Source organism: Bacteroidota bacterium, assembly GCA_040388375.1.
Classification (GTDB): Bacteria; Bacteroidota; Bacteroidia; order UKL13-3; family UKL13-3; genus JAAFJM01.
In genome coordinates, this window is sequence record JAZKBU010000001.1 from 168949 (window position 1) to 187564 (window position 18616).

Genomic DNA, 18616 nt, shown 5'->3' on the forward strand with positions numbered 1-18616 from the left:
GCTACTCTACAACAAGTTTGCGAGTTCCAACTAAATTATTGTTATCAAAAAGTGAAACAATGTAAATGCCTTTAGCTGTCAAGTTAATTTCACTGGACGATTGGCTTTTTTGCTCCAAAACATTCTGACCTAAAATATTATTAACAACAATTTTGTTGACCTGCGGTAATTGGCTTAAATCAATGCTAAATTTACCTGTGCTTGGATTTGGATAAACAACAAAAGGTGTATTTAGATTTTGTTCAAACATACCCGTTACAGAGCTTGCTTTAAATACATTGGTTTTAAAATTAGTAAGTAATGTTGCTGCTTCTCCTGTTTCGCCATGAGAAATAACGCCCTGCGAAATTGCAATTCCACGTAAACTTTGCGCATAATCGGCATACACATTAATAATCCATTTTCCATTTTCTTGCGTGGCAGTTGTATTTATGGTTTGCTCAAAGTAGTTTACGTTACCCAAGGCATGTATTTCAAAAACCGTATTAAGATTAGTTCCTGTTTTACCTTCCATAGCTACAAATCGGTAACCTGCTGTCCAACCCCAATGCATAGATGGTGACTTTGGGGCAAGAGGATGTCCTGATGCCCATTGTGTTGGGTCTTGGTTGTTTTGTGGCGCGTTAACACCAATGCTAAATGCTATACCTTCAATAGTATTAACTGATAATGAACTTAGGTCAATATCAGTAGAAGTTGAATTAGCTTTTACTAAAGCATAAACATCAGTGGCATTCATAGTCATACCTCCATCATGTTTTACTTTAATAGATGATACATAATACTCTAACCTTGATAAGTTAAAACCATTCCCTAAATTGTTACTCGAAGCTTGATTAAAAGCGAATGGTTGTCCAGCTAAGAGGTGGTGTACTCTTAGTACCACATTTTTTTGTGCAAATGCAACAATAGTTGTTGCAATAAATACGATTGTTAAAATTTGTGATTTCATTTTTTTATTGAATTAAAATTTTGTGATAAATTGATGAGTTCGAATTGGTAATCTTTAAAAAATAAATACCTGCTTTGGTATTTGGTTCAAGTAAAATTGTTTGATGTCCTGATGCAAGCTGTTCATTAAATAGTTGTCCGTAATACTTACCGTCCAATCCATATAAACTTATTTCTACAATACCACTGAGTTTATTTATAAAACTTAGTTGAGTTTGGCTATTTAAAGGATTTGGAAAAACAGATACACCACTAATTACACCATTTTCTTTCACCCCAGTAAAACCTGTTTTAAAAACTCTTAGCTGTGATAAGTATGTGTTGTCACCATCTTTGTGTCCTTCAAAGTTTGAATTGAATGCACCATAAAAAATCACTTCATTTACACTATCTGGAGCAATCCAATCAAAAGACCAAGTTTTGCTATCCACGCCATCAACTCCTGCTGCCCTATAAGTAACATATTTATTATCTCCAACTAATTTTGTTGTAGTTGTATCAGAGATTATAAGGGTACCTAGCAGTTTTCCTGTGATGGATTGTGGCGAAATGGAGAAACCGAATCGAGTTCCGCCAACTTCGGTATTTTTTGCAGTAATAGTATATTTGGTATTGGGAACAAAGCCTGATACAGGTATTGTTGATGTTATCCATCCATCAACATTAGTAGCATTACCACCATGGCATACAGTACAATTTTTTAGTGAATCGCCAGGAGAACCCGTAAATCCGGGTTCTGTTCCGTCACGTTTACCAAGTATTGCTGGGCCAAATGATTGTATTAATATTACAACTGGTAATACTAAAAGGCATTTTAAAATAAGTTTTTTCATAGCTTTTATTTAATTGTTTCTACTGTTTTGCCACAAGTGAGCATTTGCGAACCGTAGTAAGGATTTTTAATGGAAATATCTTTGCTTAACCAATTTGCACCTTTACCATTGTTGTACATTGGGCAATTTTGATAGTAAATAGTCACTTCTTGCTTTGAAACTTTAATTAACAAATACATATTTTTTGAAAGTGTTGTAAAGTGATCTCTTTGGTGGCTTGCATCTTTTGTTTCTGCTATATGTTCTGTGTCGAAAGCCAAATCTTTCATTACCTTCATCCAAACAGTGTGTCCTTCTGTAGTTAGCTTATCCATCTTCACCGAATTGATACTTAAAAGTAAGTCTTTAGCTATCGAAGATGTCAATGTCCCATCTGATTTTACCAACGCATCTTTCAATAAAAAATAGTTGTCTAAAATTGCTTGTAATTGATTTGATTCTTGTTTCGTTGCCGTTTTTTCTTGGTGGTTTTGGGCTGTTTCAGGCTTAACAATAGCATTTTTTTTCACTCTATCATACTGGCAGCATTCATGCAGGTTAGCATAAGCATCGTCTGGAGCAAGAAATTTATCACTATCATAGCCTGCTAAAGCTATGCGTTTCAATATTTCATCTTGGTTGGTTAATGTGCTATCGTATGTTAGATTAGCCATTTTAGTGTCTTTGTTCCAATCAACTTTAGCCACATTTTTTACATTACCTGCAGTTTCAATTGTGGTTTCACACATGCCACAGTTTCCGTATATTTTTACTGCTTCGGATTTAGCATTTTTCACTTTTGCTTCACAACTAGTGAGCAAACTGGATGCAATGCAAAGCATCAATATTGATTTATTAAGTATTTTCATTTTTGTTATTTTCTAAATTATTGTAAAACAGAAACAGCCGAACAGTTTTAGAAACTGTCGGCAAATAAAAAGCACCTATAAATCAAATACGGAAAACTCGGTTGAGAATGTAGAGAGTTGAACTTCCTTTGTTGGGAGGATGAGCGGAGCAATCTAACACTTTTAGGCTTTGAGATGAGTAATTAGGAAGTAATAGTGGCTGCCCTAAAAGTGTAGGAAAATATGTATATTTAGCTGTATTGTTAAAGTCTTGTTTTAGTTGGATTTGTTCATCATCAATTTGCAAATAAATCGTTTCATCTTTACAACAGTCTTTTTTCATTTTCTTGCCATCACAACCACAAGAGTCTGTGTCAGCAATGGCAATTGAAATAGATGAAATCTTACCCCCACAATAATGCACAAATATATTTGCACCAAATGCAGGCACTATGTATAAGAGAAGCAATGAAATTACTTTAAACTTTTTCATTTTTCCAATATGCAATATATAATTATTTCTTTAAAAAGAAGATAATTGCAACTTTTTCTATGATTATAGGGAGAAGTGGCTCTTTTGGTTTTTACCGAAGGGTTGGCTTTGTGTGTCGGGGCAAAACCAAATGTGCCACTTGTGCGGCTGGCTAAAATTGTTTTTAAAAAAGTGCGGTGGGGAAAAAAATAAAAAACATTGGGTCGCCTGGAGTGTCGGCTTACTAGTTGTCGAGTTGAAATATGGTCTGTATGTTGGTCACCTGTCAAAATGGTTTGTCTTTGGTTTTATGTTTAAATTTTGGTCGGTCTATTGTCTTTGGAACGGTCGCCCTACCATTGGCTATAACTTACATATATGTGCCATAAAATGGCACATATCTACCCCAAATAGGTTGGATTTGTGCCATAACTAATTGTACATATTTATAATTGCAATGTATTAATAATTTATAAATCATCAAATGGACTCTTTATTTGCTGTAAACTCTTTGTACTTACGTGGGTGTATATTTCTGTTGTTTTACTGCTTTTGTGTCCTAAAATTTCTTGAATATATCTTAAGTCAGTTCCTGACTCCAACAAGTGAGTCGCATAACTATGTCTGAGCCAGTGTAAACTTACTGGTTTTGTTATCTTACATTTTTCTAGAGCTTGTTTTAATACATTTGAAAGACTTCTTTCATCATACTGTCCTTGATTATTTTGTCCCTCAAAAAGCCAATTTTTAGGCTTGTATGCTATAAAATATTCTCTTAAAATTATCAGTATTTTTTCAGATAAAGGTGCAATTCTATCTTTTTTTCCTTTTGATTGCCTAATTATGATAACACCTCTTTTGCTATCAATGTCGGCTAATCTTAAATTTATTAATTCACTCCTCCTTAAACCACAACTATAGATTAAACTTAGCATGGCTTTATGTTTAATGTTTGAATGTGCGTTTAGTATTTGTTTCACTTCTTCTTTGCTAAGTATGTTGGGTAATAACTTTTCTCTTTTGGGTCTATGCACAAAATCCACATTTATATTTGTGCTTTCAATTTGCCTAAAAAATAATTTAATTGCATTTACCACTTGGTTCTGATAGGATGAAGATAGTTTGTTTTTTAGTATAAATTCATTGTTAAAAGCAATCACATCTTCATTATTTATTAAAGTAATTTCTTTATCATTATAATGTTTTAAAAATGTATGTAATGCTTCAGTATATGTTTTTATGGTATTAGGGCTGTATCTTTTTGAACTTAGCCATCGTCTAAACTGTTCTATTTTTTGAAGCTTGGTTTCACTTATTACAACAGGTAAGTCAATTTTAAATCGCTCTCTATTTTCATTCGTATCGGGCAAATGCCAAGCCCTTAGGCTTGCACTCCAGCGGGCATCGTCTAGTTTTTTTATACGCGTTATCCATTCCGCATTTTTCTCAAAATAAACGGCAATTCTATTTTCGCCCTTATGTCTAATACATGCTGCTTTCCAAGTCATATTAATTTTAATGTTATTATTGTAGGGTAAGTTTCATATGAATATTAATGATTCAACCAACAAATCATTTTTCATGTGAAAATAGGCAGAAAATAGCACAAAATGGCAACTTGCATCTGCTAAATTATACTCCCAAACATCCGACTTTGGCGGTGCTGTGCATTAAAAACATATAGTAACTGAAATTATCACCACATCCGATATTGGTTAGGGTGGTTACATGGTTATTAACCGACAGGTCACCTATAGTTAACCAGTAGTAACCGCCAATTGTAACCGCTAACTAATACTCCACCACATCCGACTTTGGCGGTGCTGTGCATTAGAAACATATAGTAACTGAAATAACCACTATAACCGATATTGGCTAGGGTGGTTAAACGGTTTTTTTACGTGCAAAAAGCAGCAGAAAATGGCAAAAAACAGCAAATTCATACCACTAAATCATACTCCAACACATCCAACCTTGGCGGTGTTGTGCATCAAAAATATATAGTAATAAGAGTTACCAACATATCCATTATTGGCTAGGCTGGTTAAATTGGTAATTAACCGATTAGTTACCGATGGTTAACCAGTAGTAACCACCACTTGTAACCGCTTAATAATACCCCACCACATCCAACTTTGGCGGTGCTAGACATTAAAAGCATATAGTAATAAGAATAACCACCATATACGATATTGGCTAGGGTGGTTAAATGGATTTTCGATTGCAAAAAACAGCAGAAAACGGCAAAATTTGGCAAAAAACGGCAAATTCATACCGCTAAATCATACTCCAACACATCCGACTTTGGCGGTGCTGTGCATTAGAAAACATATAGTAACTGAAATTACTATCACATCCGATATTGGCTAGGGTGGTTACATTATAATTAAACTATTAATTACCTATAGTTAACCAGTAGTAACCGCCACCTGTAACCGTTAAATAATAGTCCAACACATCCAACCTTGGCGGTGTTGTGCATTAAAAGCATATAGTAACAGGAATTACCGCCACATCCGATATTGGCTAGGGTGGTTACATTATAATTAACCGATAATTAACCAGTAATAACCGCCACTTGTAACCGCCATATAATACCCTAACACATCCGACTTTGGCGGTGCTGTGAATTAGAAAACATATAATAATTGGAATAACCGCCCCATCCGATATTGGCTAAGGTGGTTACATGGTTGTTAACCGATAAATTAACCAATAGTAACCGCCACCTGTAACCGTTAAATAATAGTCCAACACATCCAACCTTGGCGGTGTTGTGCATTAAAAGCATATAGTAACAGGAATTACCGCCACATCCGATATTGGCTAGGGTGGTTACATTATAATTAACCGATAATTAACCAGTAATAACCGCCACTTGTAACCGCCATATAATACCCTAACACATCCGACTTTGGCGGTGCTGTGAATTAGAAAACATATAATAATTGGAATAACCGCCCCATCCGATATTGGCTAAGGTGGTTACATGGTTGTTAACCGATAAATTAACCAATAGTAACCGCCACCTGTAACCACTAAAATACTCCAACACATCCGACTTTGGCGGTGTTGTGCATTAAAAGCATGTAACAAGAATAACCACCATATCCGATATTGGCTAGGGCGGTTACATGATTATTAACCGATTATTTACCGATAGTTAACCAGTAATAACCGCCACCTGTAACCGCTAAATTATACCCTAACACAGCCGACTTTGGCGGTGCTGCGAATTAAAAGTATATAGTAACAGGAATTACCACCACATCCGATATTGGCTAAGGCGGTTACATGGTTATTAACCGATTAATTACCGGTAGTTAACCAATAATAACCGCCACTTGTAACCGCTAAATAATAGTCCAACACATCCAACCTTGGCGGTGTTGTGCATTAGAAAACATATAGTAACTGGAATTACCACCATATCCGATATTGGCTAGGGCGGTTAAACGAATTTTGAAAGTGCAAAAAACAGCAAATAATGGCAAAATTGTGCAAAAACGGCAAATTCATACCGCTAAATTATGCTCCAACACATCCTACTTTGGCGGTGCTGCGCATTAAAATCATATAGTAAATAGGAATAACTGCCATATCCGATATTGGCTAGGGCGGTTAAATGGATTTTCAAGTGCAAAAAACAGCAGGAAACGGCAAATTCATACCGTTAAATTAATGTCTACCATAGTCAGCTTCGGTAGTGCTAAATTTAACCAAAATTGTAATTCATCATAAAGCTATTAAATTTGTAGTATTGAAATAAAATATAGACTATAAAAAACATATAACCCGATAGCATATTTATTCTGTCTCCAAACCAGCCAAGTAAAAGAACACAGAACTAAGTAATGGCTCTCTATGCAAGATATGCGTGGGGCCTTCTTATTCTGTGTTGCGCTCTTGGCTGGGCGTGGAGAAAGGTAAGTTGGTTTCCACGCTACTTTTTTGCCCTTTATTAATCGGTATTTCTCATAAAAAATAGTGAAAACAAATGCTTGAAGTTATTAAACTCAAACAAGCATGAAACATCTTTTAGCCTACGATATCAAAACAGGTATTATCATTAGAGCATTGCGTGAAATTAAAGGTATTAAACAAAGTGAGGTAGCAGAAGCTATTCAAATGAGCCAATCTACTTATAGCAAATTAGAAAAAGGTAAAATAGCTATCAGTATAGGTCAATTACAAATAGCTGCTACCACCATTGGTTTTACCAGTTTTGAAATATTCACAATTTTATATGTGTATGATAAACCAGTAGATGAAAAATTTACTTTGTATTCATGCATTCTCCATGAGTTTAGCCAAGAAAAATATGATGTAGATGCTTTTACCTTAAATTTAAAGAAAGAAGAGTTTTACTTTATCCTATTAATCGTCCGCAATAGCCTGAAAAAACTAAGGGCTTAGTATTTTATTCCTATCGTGCATAAAATACTCTTTTATACTAAACACGTGAGAATATGGCTTATTACGTCATGTTTTAAGGGACACACACCCTATTTTTCTATCATTTAGATAATTAAACTATCAAAAAAGGCTCATAAACCATAATAAAAGCACTTGGGTTATGTTTCTCTCACTCTTGAAAAAAGAGTATTTATACTACGAAAAAAGGGTATTTCCCCTCTTGCAAGTACACCCCTAAATCTGTCTTTTTGTAATGCACCGTTTTAGTAGCTACAAAACCAAGCAGATTCAATTAGTTATTACACCTCATTAACCCCAAACATTGATGAAAAAACATTTATTATTAATGGCTGTGTTATTATTATATAACATTTTAAGCCCTCCCTTACAAGCCCAAACAAGCGACCCCTATTATGCAGTTCAATATGATGAAGCGGGTAAACCTCTACTTTTAAAACACCAGTTAATTATCGCTTTTAAACCTGAATTACTTAATAAAAGTGTTATCGACAACAAGGAAATTATAACAGGTCAGTTACAAGATTTTTTTAGCGAAGAGGGCATTTACTTAGCCCAGCAACTAGGGATATGGAATGATGATATTGCCAGTGCGCCTACTCGTAAAATATATGAGTATTTAAGTACCAAAGATTCAGTATCAATCACCCGAACAGGTGAAACAATCAACATACCTAAATATTGGGCTACTTTATTGGTGTTTTGGCCTCTAACAGAATCCAAACCAATAACCCAAGTTTGCGATTCATTGCGGAAGTTTTATCCATATATTGAGTTTGCGCACCCCAATTATTTATACAAACAAAACGGTGTGCCCAATGACCCTTATTATGCTACTGACCAATTTAACTTGCATCCTTCGGGTAACCCACAAGAGGGAAACATAGACATTGAAAATGCTTGGGATATTGAAACAGGTAGCCCAGATATAAAATTGGGAGTATTTGATAGCCCTATTATGTATAACCATGAGGATTTTGGTGGTGGTACACTAGCTACCTCCAAAATAAAAGGTGGTAAAGTATATTTTCAAACTTTTGGTATAAAGGATATTTCCTTATTTCCAATAACTACTACTATTGACAATCATGGAACTTGTGTTGCAGGTGTGGCTGCCGCTATTCGAAACAATGAAAAAGGGGTGGCAGGGGTGGCAGGGGGAGATTTTAATACAGGCAATATGGGTGTTTCCTTATATACCTTTGGTTTATTTGGCGACCCAAGACAAACCAATACGCCAAATGGTTATTGCACCGATGCAATGGCGGCAACTGCTATTACCGAGGGGGCTAATTATATACCTCAACCCAATGGGACTTATTCGGGCTATGGTTTACATATAGAAAACCATAGTTGGGGTGGCCCTGCTTTAACAGATAATGTACGCAGAGCCATTAAAGGAGCAGCTAGAAATAAATGTGTAGTGGTTTGCTCAAGGGGAAATGATGGAGATGACCTGAGCGTACCGCAAGAAGGAACGGATAATGACAATTACCCAGCCGTTTACAATGATGAATGGGTACTTAGTGTAGGTGCTAGTGGAATGAATAAAGAAAGATTAAATATTAAGGCTAATAATACAGGTATTATTTCTAATACAGGTCTTTCTCTTTGGTCTTCACAATATGGAAAAAAAATGGATGTATTGGCTCCTGCTGCTCAAGAACTAATGATAACCACCAAAGATGATAATACCGTTACTCCCATATTTACGGTTTGTCAATACCCGAATTATTGTTATTTTGTGGGTACTTCTGCGGCTGCGCCTCATGTATCAGGATTATCTGCTTTATTGTTGAGTAAATACCGCTTTCAAAATGGTTTTACCACAGTATTAGAACCCGAAGACATTGAAAATTTAATTGAACAAAATGCTTCACATAAAGCTATTCCACCTAATTTGTATGATGATAAACAAGGTTGGGGTTTAATTAACCCTGACAATACTTTAACCCAAATCAAGGATAATAGGTATAAAGTGTATCATTTTACCAATGGTGGTGGGGTTACTTATCAAAATAAAGGCAATATTACTTTAACGGTTCCAAGTACAGGTGCTTTTGGTTTGCCCAGTGGCACGTATACGGCTGAAAAATGGCAAGTTATCTATACCCAAACCAATACTTTTGCTCCAAGCGAACAAATACTTGGCTACTGGCCACGATTAAATGCTTCCGAAGGCTCTAATAGTTTTAACAGTTTACCAGTAAGCGAAGACGATTGGGCTAATTTTAGTTTTAGTGTAAGTGGCAATACATTGAATGTAACTGCTTACTCACATGCTTACTATATTCCAGCACGCAATCAATGGTTATACAAGGATAAAGTAGATATAAAAACGGCTTATAGTGTACATACATTTAATCCACTGGCAAGTGCTGTTAATGAAGTAAACATAAAATCAGCTATCCTAAAGGCTTATCCTATCCCAGCACAAAACAAAATAACCATAGAATTGGCAAATAACACTTTACAATCATTGGCAGTGTATGATATGAAAGGTAATTTAATCCCTATTGATTATACTATTTTAAGTAAAAATATAGTTTTAAACACCACAAACTTAGCCGAAGGTTTGTATGTTTGTAAGACTTACTTAAACAATGGAAGTATAGCCACTAACAAAATAATCATTAGCAAGTAGTCACTACCAAACATGAAAACAAGAAACATAATCATTTTATTATTGGGTATTGCGTTGTTTTTGGCTTGCGGTAAAGACAACCAAATAAACTTGTCGGGCTGTCCAACGGTGGAAGAAGTGGGAAAAGATATCCCTCCCTATAGGGGACCAGGTTGGGGTTTTAAATATGTGCAGTCAGATACTTTTTTGGGTTATGTGCCTTGCACCAATCCCAATAACAAAGATGAGTTTGTGTTTTGGTTAGCTACTCCTAGTTACAGTGGTATATATACCTATAATTTAAAAACAAAAATACGTTCATTGGTTTTGGCTGCTACAAACAAAAAAGGTATTCCACAAAGCCAACCACGTTGGAGTAGAAAAGGGTGGATATTGTTTGATGACCGTGACCACAATATTTACAAAATAAAAGCCAATGGAGATAGTTTAACCCAATTGACCCAGACTAGTGGCGAGTTTGTGCCTGAATGGAATTATGAGGGAACTATGTTCTGTACTGAATATTTAAGCAGAACGAATCAATATTATACCATGTTTAGGGACGAAAACGGAAACATCATTGATTCGGTGCAATATCAGGGAAGGGATTTATTCTTAGGACAACCTGACTGGCAGCATGGGCAATATATAATAGGTAATAGCAATAATGATGGTGTTTTACTATATGACTATAAAAAGAAAACTACTACTGAAATAGATAATAAAGATGTGGCATTTCCAAGATGGATAAATGAAAATGAATTTATTTATGCTGGCTTCAAGGTAATTTCAATCATGAATATCAAGAATAGACAGATAAGAATTATTCGTAAACCTAAAAATTCTTATCAAAGTTTTAATTTGCTTGATAACGGTCAAATATTATGTTGTCGTACTACTCAATACTTACAAGATTCAATCATGGAAGTTATTGCCACCAAAACAGGTGTCTTTTTAATTAACCAATGCGATACCAACACCATTGAATTAAATTTAAGGTAAAGGGTTTAGCACCCTTTGCCATTTCAAAAACAATTATTAATTACAATCAAAAAATGAAACATTATATTTCTGAATGGACTACGTCCGTTCGCAAACAAACAATCAAAAAAACAGTATTCTCCCTGTTTACAGTTGTGGCTTTACAATACAGTTTACAAGCCCAAACAACTCCGAAATTACAAGACCCAAGCAATACATTTATTGTAAACAAAGCCCTTGACATAGATGCAGGTGGAGGGGTTATTTACTTCAAAGACCATGAACTATTACAAGGTCAATTATTTTCCCAATACTTTAGTATTACTGGTTTAGGTGCTTACGATTCTATGCACTTAGTAGAAACAACCCATGATTCTATTTTAGCAGATGAAAACAGCCCTACACCTAATTTAACCCATAACCTATACCAACAATACTATAAAGGTGTGCCAGTAGAGGGTGCATTGTATACCGAACATTATGAAGCCATTGATGGCAATGTACTTTCAACAAGTGGTTTTGTAGTAGAAAACTTAAATTTAAGTGTAACACCTCAAGTAAGTGAATCAGCAGCTTTAGCTATTGCCAAATCTTACAAAGAGATTGAGCATTTATTTCAAGAAACTGCGGTAGGAAAATTAATTATTATTCCAAAAACAGGGGTATCAGAAATTACTGCGGAAGACTATGTGTTGGCATGGCAGTTTACTTTAATTGCTGATACACCTCATTGCAATACCAATGTTTATATTGATGCCACCACTGGCAGTTTTATCAAAGAAATAAACAATATGCATGCAGATAACTTTAACCACCTGTACTATGGGCGTTATTGGGATTTGGATACCTATGAAATAGCTAGCTGGCTCTTTGCAAGTAACTATTACTTATTTGCCAACGACAATGGGCGAAATATTTATACAAATAAAGATTATGGTCTTAACTATAAGACTGGTGCATGGGATATAAAAGGTATGCCTATGAATTCAGGTTCTACTTCATGGCATAGTAATGAGCAAGAAGCAACCTCCTCGCATTATTCTGCCACCAAAGCATGGGATTTTTTTAAAAACAACCCTTTTAACAGAAACGGTATAAGTGGTTGGGGTAACCATATTAGGGTTCTTTCTAGTTATGGATTTACAGATAATTTATATGAATCAGTAGGCAATGAAGATTATATTTTAGTGGGAACAACTGGAGGTAGCAGATTAGCCACCCATGATTTAATAGGGCATGAATTTACGCATGGTATTATTAATAGAACAAGACCATTGCCAACAGAAAGAACATCAGGAGCAATCAATGAATCATTTGCTGATATTTTTGGTTTTATGGTGGAGCGTTATGTATTTGGAAGTGTGCAAAACTGGACAATTGGGGAAGCGGTATCTACTTACAGAAATATGCAGTTTCCTACTACTACTGCCATACCAAGCGCATCTTATTATTTAGACAATTACTGGGTAACTCAAAATATGACTACTGTACCTACTCCAAGCAATGATTATGTAGGTATTCATAAAAACAGTGGGGTGCAAAACAAATGGTTTTATTTATTGAGTATGGGTGGTAGCCAACCTATTTATATTAATAATGTATTGCAGCCAACTAGAACGGTGAGCGGCATTGGTATTGACAAAGCAGCCCGCATTGCCTATTACGCCATGACCAATTTAACCAATTACAATGCAGCCAAAAACACTACTTTCGATGCGGTAAGAGCTAACACCATAACAGCAGCCAAAATATTATACGGCTATTGCAGCAATGAGTATATACAAACTTGCAGAGCATGGTATGCTGTTAATGTAGGTACAAGTTGTGACCCTTGTTTAATTGTTCCCAATTGGTATAGCCGTAACTTTCCTTACCAACAAGTTGGCGATTTAATGGGTACAGGTTTAAAAGAAAGAGAAAATCAAATAAGTAACTTGAGGGTATTTCCTAACCCTGCAAGCAATAAGGTAAAAATTGTGGTAGAAGAAACCAATGCAGATTTAGGGAATAACCAGTATGACATTAACATAGTAACAGTGGACGGGAAATTGGTTTATAGTCAAACGTATAATAGCTTAAATAATGTAGAATTAGATATAGCCAATTTACAGGCTGGGGTGTATTTTGTACAGGTAAAAACCGCTACATGGACAAAAAACAGTAAGTTTGTTAAGCAATAATATACATGTACGTTTTTAATAAAGTCATATTGTTTTTTTTTATTCTCCTTGGAGCATGTCAAAGCCATGCCCAAGGAGATAAAAAAAAATTTAGCTTTAAAAACCAATTGGAATATGGCACTAATTATACCCAATACTTTGGCAATAGAAGTGAGTTAAGTGGAATGGGAAATGCCTATGAGAAATCAAACACTTACAAACATTGGTACTTATACGAAAACTTTAAATTATTTTGGAGAGATAATACATATAGGTGTTATAAAGCCATTATCAATGATAAACATTTGATTAAGTTTAGCTATGAAACAAATGTTTCTAATTATATGACTATTAAGTCTAATCAAGGCATATTGGGTAATTTCTTTTACATGAAAAGCTTAGGTTACGGTTATATTATTCCTTTCAAAAAAATACATACTTCATTGATAGGGCAAATAAGCGAAAGAACAGGTGGGGAAACTGCAATAATTGGTAATTCTGGTTATCATGCTTACAAGGCTGACTTAGATTATGATTCCTATGGGTTAGGACTAGGTGCAGAATGCGAGTATTTTTTTACCAAAAATTTCTCCATAGGTGCTAATTTATATTACCATACCTTTCCGTTTGAAGATGCTAAACTATATGGTGAAGATGTTCAGTATGTAGATAAAAGTATTATAGATGCCTATAAACCCATTACCAATTTTGTCAATATCAACTTTAGGTTAGCTTATAAATTTTCGTTTCCTAGTTTTAAAAAGAAAGAATAAATACTCTCTTAATTATCTTTTGAAAATCGTTATCTAATGCAGATAGCGATTTTTTTCGTTCCGAACGGAGCGTTCGGGGTCAATTCCGAACCGTTCCGAACGGTTTATTTGTATTCATACTTTATTTTTGCTAACAGAATATTTAACGTTAATAGGTTCTACTAATTTAGTTAGCTTTTATGTTCTCTGGGCATTTAAACGAACAATAGTTTGTTTTAAATATCAAAAAAAATATAACCTATTTGTAATTTTTATAAATAATATTACATTTGAGTAATGAAAATGAACGCTGAAAATGCTAAAAAAGCTTTTAACCAATTATTTAGTAACTCAAATTTTATACATCAATTTGATTTAAATTCAATTGATTTTGAGCGGTTTCAATTGTATATGCCTAAACTAAAAGATGCGGTTGTACCTTTATCTTTTACGGGGGTATCACCCAGAAACTTTCATGCTTGGAAAGAAAATGGATTAATTGAATTAAGCATTCATGAAAATGAAGAGGATAAAAATAAAAAGGTAAAGCTAAATTTAACCGAGTTTGTTTGGGTTAAGATGATACAGGCAATGAGGAATTTTGGACTGCCTTATGATATGATTAGGCAGTTAAAATATCTTTTATATTCTGATATAATAGAACTGTTTAGGGGTTCTTGGGATTTAGTAGAACAAGAATTAATAAACTTAAATTTTGATGAAGAACAGATGTTGGCAGCAAGAATAACATTTGATGAAGTCGTTAGCGGAATGGATTCATTACGTGCCAATATAGATATGACCGAATCCGAAAAGACAATGTTATTTGCTTTGGTATTAATGGTTATTTTTACAGGTGCTACTATGGCTGTTTTGATTGAAAAAACGGAGTTTGAAGTTAAATTAGGTATAACCTCTTACAATAAAGTAGAAATGATTCATAAGGCTTCTTTACCTACTTTATTAAAACCTCATTTTCAAATACCAATTACTGGAATAATCAACGACTTTTTTAACGAACCACAAAGCGAAAAATACGCTGAAAAGTTTGGATTTTTAAATGCCAAAGAATTAAAGGTTTTGGAGGCTGTAAGGAAAAAAGATTTTTTAGAAATCAACATCAAGTTAGACAAAACCAATGAAATTAATATTGATGTGGTAAAGGACGGTACAATTACCGATGAACAGGCTAATAAGATTAGGAAAATTTTAGGTTTAAATCAGTATGAAGAAGTATTGGTAAAGTATAGAAATGATAAAAACTTATACTTTAGAAATAAAAAAAGAATACAATAAAAAAGACCCGTATTGGTTACGGCTCTAACGAAAGCAATAATTGAAACCTTGAAGCCCAAGCTTTCAGTTGCACAGCCCACAACGCTGTTATGTTAAGTTTAGAACAATGTAAAACCATTTTACAACAACAAGGAAACAAGTACACAGAAGAAGAAACAAAACAAATTAGAGATTTATTACTGGAGTTAATCGAATTCCAAAACATTCACGTAAACAAAAATTTTGACTATGATAAAGAAAGCGGCATTAATGGCGAGGGTTTCGAGTGATGAACAAGCCAAAGGATATTCATTAGATGTACAATTAGATAGCTTAAACAAGTATTGTGAACGCAATACAATAGCCATTGCCAAAGTGTTTAAAGAGGACTATTCCGCTAAAACATTTGACAGACCCGCTTTCAAGGAATTTATTACTTATTTAAAAAAGAATAAGGGTGCAATTGATGTACTCTTATTCACCTCATGGGATAGGTTCTCTCGCAATACTGCCGAGGCTTATATGATGATTAGTGAGTTAAAAAAGCTAGGAGTACAAGCACAAGCCATTGAACAACCCCTTGATATGGCTATACCCGAAAATAAAGCCCTTTTAGCTTTCTACTTAGCACTACCCGAAATTGACAATGACAGGCGTTCTATTAAAATAAACGGAGGTATCAGAGGCGCGAGAAAACAAGGGCGTATTACTTGTTCTGCACCTAGAGGGTATTCAAACAAAAGGGATGAACAGAACAAGCCTATTATTGTTCCTAATGAGGAAGCTGCACCCATTGCCAAAGCTTTTAGAGAAATAGCCAAAGGAGTGGCTATGCCAATAATAAAAGAACAGTTAAAAGAGCAAGGAGTAATTGTATCAAGAACGCAACTTTATGTAATGTTTCGTAACCCAATGTATTATGGTTATATAAAAGTCCCCGCAGGAGAAAATGAAAACGAATACCTTACAAAAGCAGTACACGAGCCTATCATATCAGAGGACGTATTTAACCAAGTACAAAACAGATTATACAAAAGGAGAATTGAAACCAATAAGCATAGTGTAATAACTCAAAAGGATGAATTACCATTAAGGGGTATTTTAGTTTGTAACCATTGCGGAGGTCATATTACAGGTAGTGCTTCACGAAGCAGAACAGGTAAAAGACATTTTTATTACCATTGTAATAGCTGCAAAAAACAAAGGTACAAAGCCGATTTAGCCAATGAAGCAATGGAGAAAATTTTAGCAGACTTTAAATTTTCAACTGACATACAAAATTTATATCAGGCATTACTCAAAGATACCATAGGTATCAATACCAATAGAGATGTAAAGAAAATAAAGGATTTAAAGGAGCAAATTAGTCAACAAGAAACACGTTTACAGAACTTACAAGATATGTTAGTAGATAACAAAATAACCCATTCGGATTATGCTAACATGAGAAAGAAATATGAGGAACTAAAAAGCGATTTAGTACAGCAACTTGATACGCTGCAACAAAACGATACTTTGCTAATTCAGAAAATAGAAAAATCAATCAAATGGGTATCGAATCTTGAAAATATCTATCAAACCTGCGATGTAAGGGGTAAAGGGCTTTTATTAGGTTCGATATTCCCCGAAAAGTTGAGTTTTGATGGTTTTAAATGTCGAACCACAAAAGTAAATGAATTTGTGAGGCAAACACTCAATATTGACAAGGGTTTCAAAGGGACAAAAAAAAGACAACTCTCAAATAATTTGGAGTTGTCCTGTCTGGTGGAGGCAACAGGATTCGAACCTGTGACCCTCTGCTTGTAAGTTGGTAATCAGATATTTATGAAAATACGGAGAAGTTTCCTAATACTCCCAATTACTAACAACCATAACTATGTTTATCATACATTTAAGCTATATGCTAGTAACTTAGTTATGACTACCTGACTTATAAAAATTATACCGGTTATCTTTTGGTTATATCAAACTTATAAACCAGAATATGAACCAATTATCGGTATTTAAAAACACAAAAGTAGGGATTAAAATAGTCCTCTACACAAGCAAGAAAAACAAGCAGAACCTTTCACCAATAATGCTTCGTTTAACTGCTGATGGAAAACAAAAATATATTTCCTTAAAACTACAAATTGAAGAAAACGATTGGGACTTTAAAAATTCTAAAGTAAAAAGTTCACACACTAATTCAAATGAATACAATGCAATTATAGCCAACGCCTATAATGATGCCGAACAGAACTATTTAAAGTTATTTAATAAAGTAGAATCAAGTTTATCAAATGTTCAAAATGCAATAAGAGTAAAAGCAGATAAAAAAACGGTAGAAGATGTAATTAAAGATAGAGTAAAACATTTTGAAAAACTATCAAAATTTAGTTCAGCAGAAATATTGAGTTACACCCTGGTAATAATGTCTAGACCATTGAGAGAATGTAAAATTGATAAAATAAGCGAAGATTGGGTAAAGAAATTTATAGAAAACATAACAACACAATATAATTTTAAAGGTAATGGTGTTTCAATCTATTTACGTTCTCTTAAAGCGTGTTTTCGTGACTACTATGGAAAAGAATCTCACTTAGTTAGTGAATACTTTAAATTTAGTAAATTAACTTCCACAGATACACCAAAACGAGCCATTACAACTGATAGAATAAAGAAATCTGTTGATTTAAAATTTGAAGCTGATACCAATTTAAATAAAAGAGGTTTAGGAATATATCAGCAAGAACTTTCATTAGCGGCTTTAGAGCGTTCAAGAAATGTTTTTATTCTATCTATATTATTAAATGGAATAAATTTTAAAGATTTAGCATTACTCAAAAAAACAGATGTTATTGATGGCAGAATAGAATGGTGCAGAAATAAAACCGGTTCAATTCATACAGTAGTAATAACAGATACGATAAAAAAATTATTAGACAAATTAAAAACTGATAATGAAATGTTGTTGCCAATTATTACTGATACAAAATATATAAATAACTTTGAAACTAAGGCATTTTACGTTTACTATAAAACTAAACTCAAAAGGCATAATGCTAATTTAAAAAAGTTAGGTAAATTAATTGAAATAGATACACCACTTACAACTTATGTAGGTCGTCATTCATTTGCTACTATGTTAAATGATAATTCGGTGAGTTTATCTGTTATACAACAAGCCTTAGGCCATTCAAATATAAAAACAACACAAGCATATCTATCAAAAATTGATAATACTAGAATGGACGAAGCAACAAATAAAATAACCGAGTTGATTGGAATGTAAATAGACTTATTAAAATAAATAACGTATAATAAATG

14 protein-coding genes are annotated in these 18616 nt (G+C 34.1%); 9 read left to right on the forward strand and 5 right to left on the reverse strand.

The annotated features are described in order from the left end of the window. Window position 1 precedes the first annotated feature (1 nt). The 5 genes from V4538_00755 to xerA form a co-directional block, all read right to left on the reverse strand. Entirely contained in the window at window positions 2-952 is a 951-nt protein-coding gene (locus V4538_00755; protein MES2379537.1) for an MbnP family protein, read from the reverse strand. A gap of 4 nt (window positions 953-956) precedes the next feature. After that, entirely contained in the window at window positions 957-1784 is an 828-nt protein-coding gene (locus V4538_00760; GenBank protein MES2379538.1) for a choice-of-anchor V domain-containing protein, read from the reverse strand. Between the two features lie 5 nt (window positions 1785-1789). Continuing rightward, entirely contained in the window at window positions 1790-2632 is an 843-nt protein-coding gene (locus V4538_00765; GenBank protein MES2379539.1) for a DUF3347 domain-containing protein, read from the reverse strand. An 82-nt stretch (window positions 2633-2714) separates the two neighbouring features. Further along, window positions 2715-3104, reverse strand: coding sequence for a hypothetical protein (locus V4538_00770; GenBank protein MES2379540.1), 390 nt, complete (start codon window positions 3102-3104; stop codon window positions 2715-2717). Window positions 3105-3553: 449 nt separating this feature from the next. After that, a complete protein-coding gene (xerA, locus tag V4538_00775; GenBank protein ID MES2379541.1) occupies window positions 3554-4591 on the reverse strand; it encodes a site-specific tyrosine recombinase/integron integrase in 1038 nt (345 codons plus the stop codon). Window positions 4592-7109: 2518 nt separating this feature from the next. On the opposite strand from xerA, the gene V4538_00780 reads away from it, so the two are divergent. The 9 genes from V4538_00780 to V4538_00820 all read left to right on the forward strand — a co-directional run bounded on the left by V4538_00780 (window position 7110) and on the right by V4538_00820 (window position 18581). Beyond that, the gene (locus tag V4538_00780; protein MES2379542.1) at window positions 7110-7499 is read left to right on the forward strand and encodes a helix-turn-helix transcriptional regulator; all 390 of its coding nucleotides are present in this window, start codon (window positions 7110-7112) and stop codon (window positions 7497-7499) included. Between the two features lie 325 nt (window positions 7500-7824). Continuing rightward, window positions 7825-10161: a S8 family serine peptidase gene (locus tag V4538_00785; GenBank protein ID MES2379543.1), complete on the forward strand. Its 2337-nt coding sequence runs from the start codon at window positions 7825-7827 to the stop codon at window positions 10159-10161. 12 nt (window positions 10162-10173) lie between these two features. Beyond that, window positions 10174-11142 (forward strand): hypothetical protein, encoded by a 969-nt coding sequence (locus tag V4538_00790; GenBank protein MES2379544.1) that lies wholly within the window; start codon window positions 10174-10176, stop codon window positions 11140-11142. A gap of 53 nt (window positions 11143-11195) precedes the next feature. Next, the gene (locus tag V4538_00795) at window positions 11196-13301 is read left to right on the forward strand and encodes a M4 family metallopeptidase (GenBank protein MES2379545.1); all 2106 of its coding nucleotides are present in this window, start codon (window positions 11196-11198) and stop codon (window positions 13299-13301) included. Window positions 13302-13306: 5 nt separating this feature from the next. Next, window positions 13307-14053: a hypothetical protein gene (locus V4538_00800; protein ID MES2379546.1), complete on the forward strand. Its 747-nt coding sequence runs from the start codon at window positions 13307-13309 to the stop codon at window positions 14051-14053. A gap of 276 nt (window positions 14054-14329) precedes the next feature. After that, the gene (locus tag V4538_00805; protein MES2379547.1) at window positions 14330-15328 is read left to right on the forward strand and encodes a hypothetical protein; all 999 of its coding nucleotides are present in this window, start codon (window positions 14330-14332) and stop codon (window positions 15326-15328) included. An 89-nt stretch (window positions 15329-15417) separates the two neighbouring features. Continuing rightward, a complete protein-coding gene (locus V4538_00810) occupies window positions 15418-15597 on the forward strand; it encodes a hypothetical protein (protein MES2379548.1) in 180 nt (59 codons plus the stop codon). Continuing rightward, window positions 15557-17113, forward strand: coding sequence for a recombinase family protein (locus tag V4538_00815; GenBank protein MES2379549.1), 1557 nt, complete (start codon window positions 15557-15559; stop codon window positions 17111-17113). The genes V4538_00810 and V4538_00815 overlap by 41 nt, the downstream gene beginning before the upstream one ends. A 178-nt stretch (window positions 17114-17291) precedes the next feature. After that, window positions 17292-18581, forward strand: coding sequence for a tyrosine-type recombinase/integrase (locus V4538_00820; GenBank protein ID MES2379550.1), 1290 nt, complete (start codon window positions 17292-17294; stop codon window positions 18579-18581). The last annotated feature ends 35 nt before the right edge of the window (window positions 18582-18616 follow it).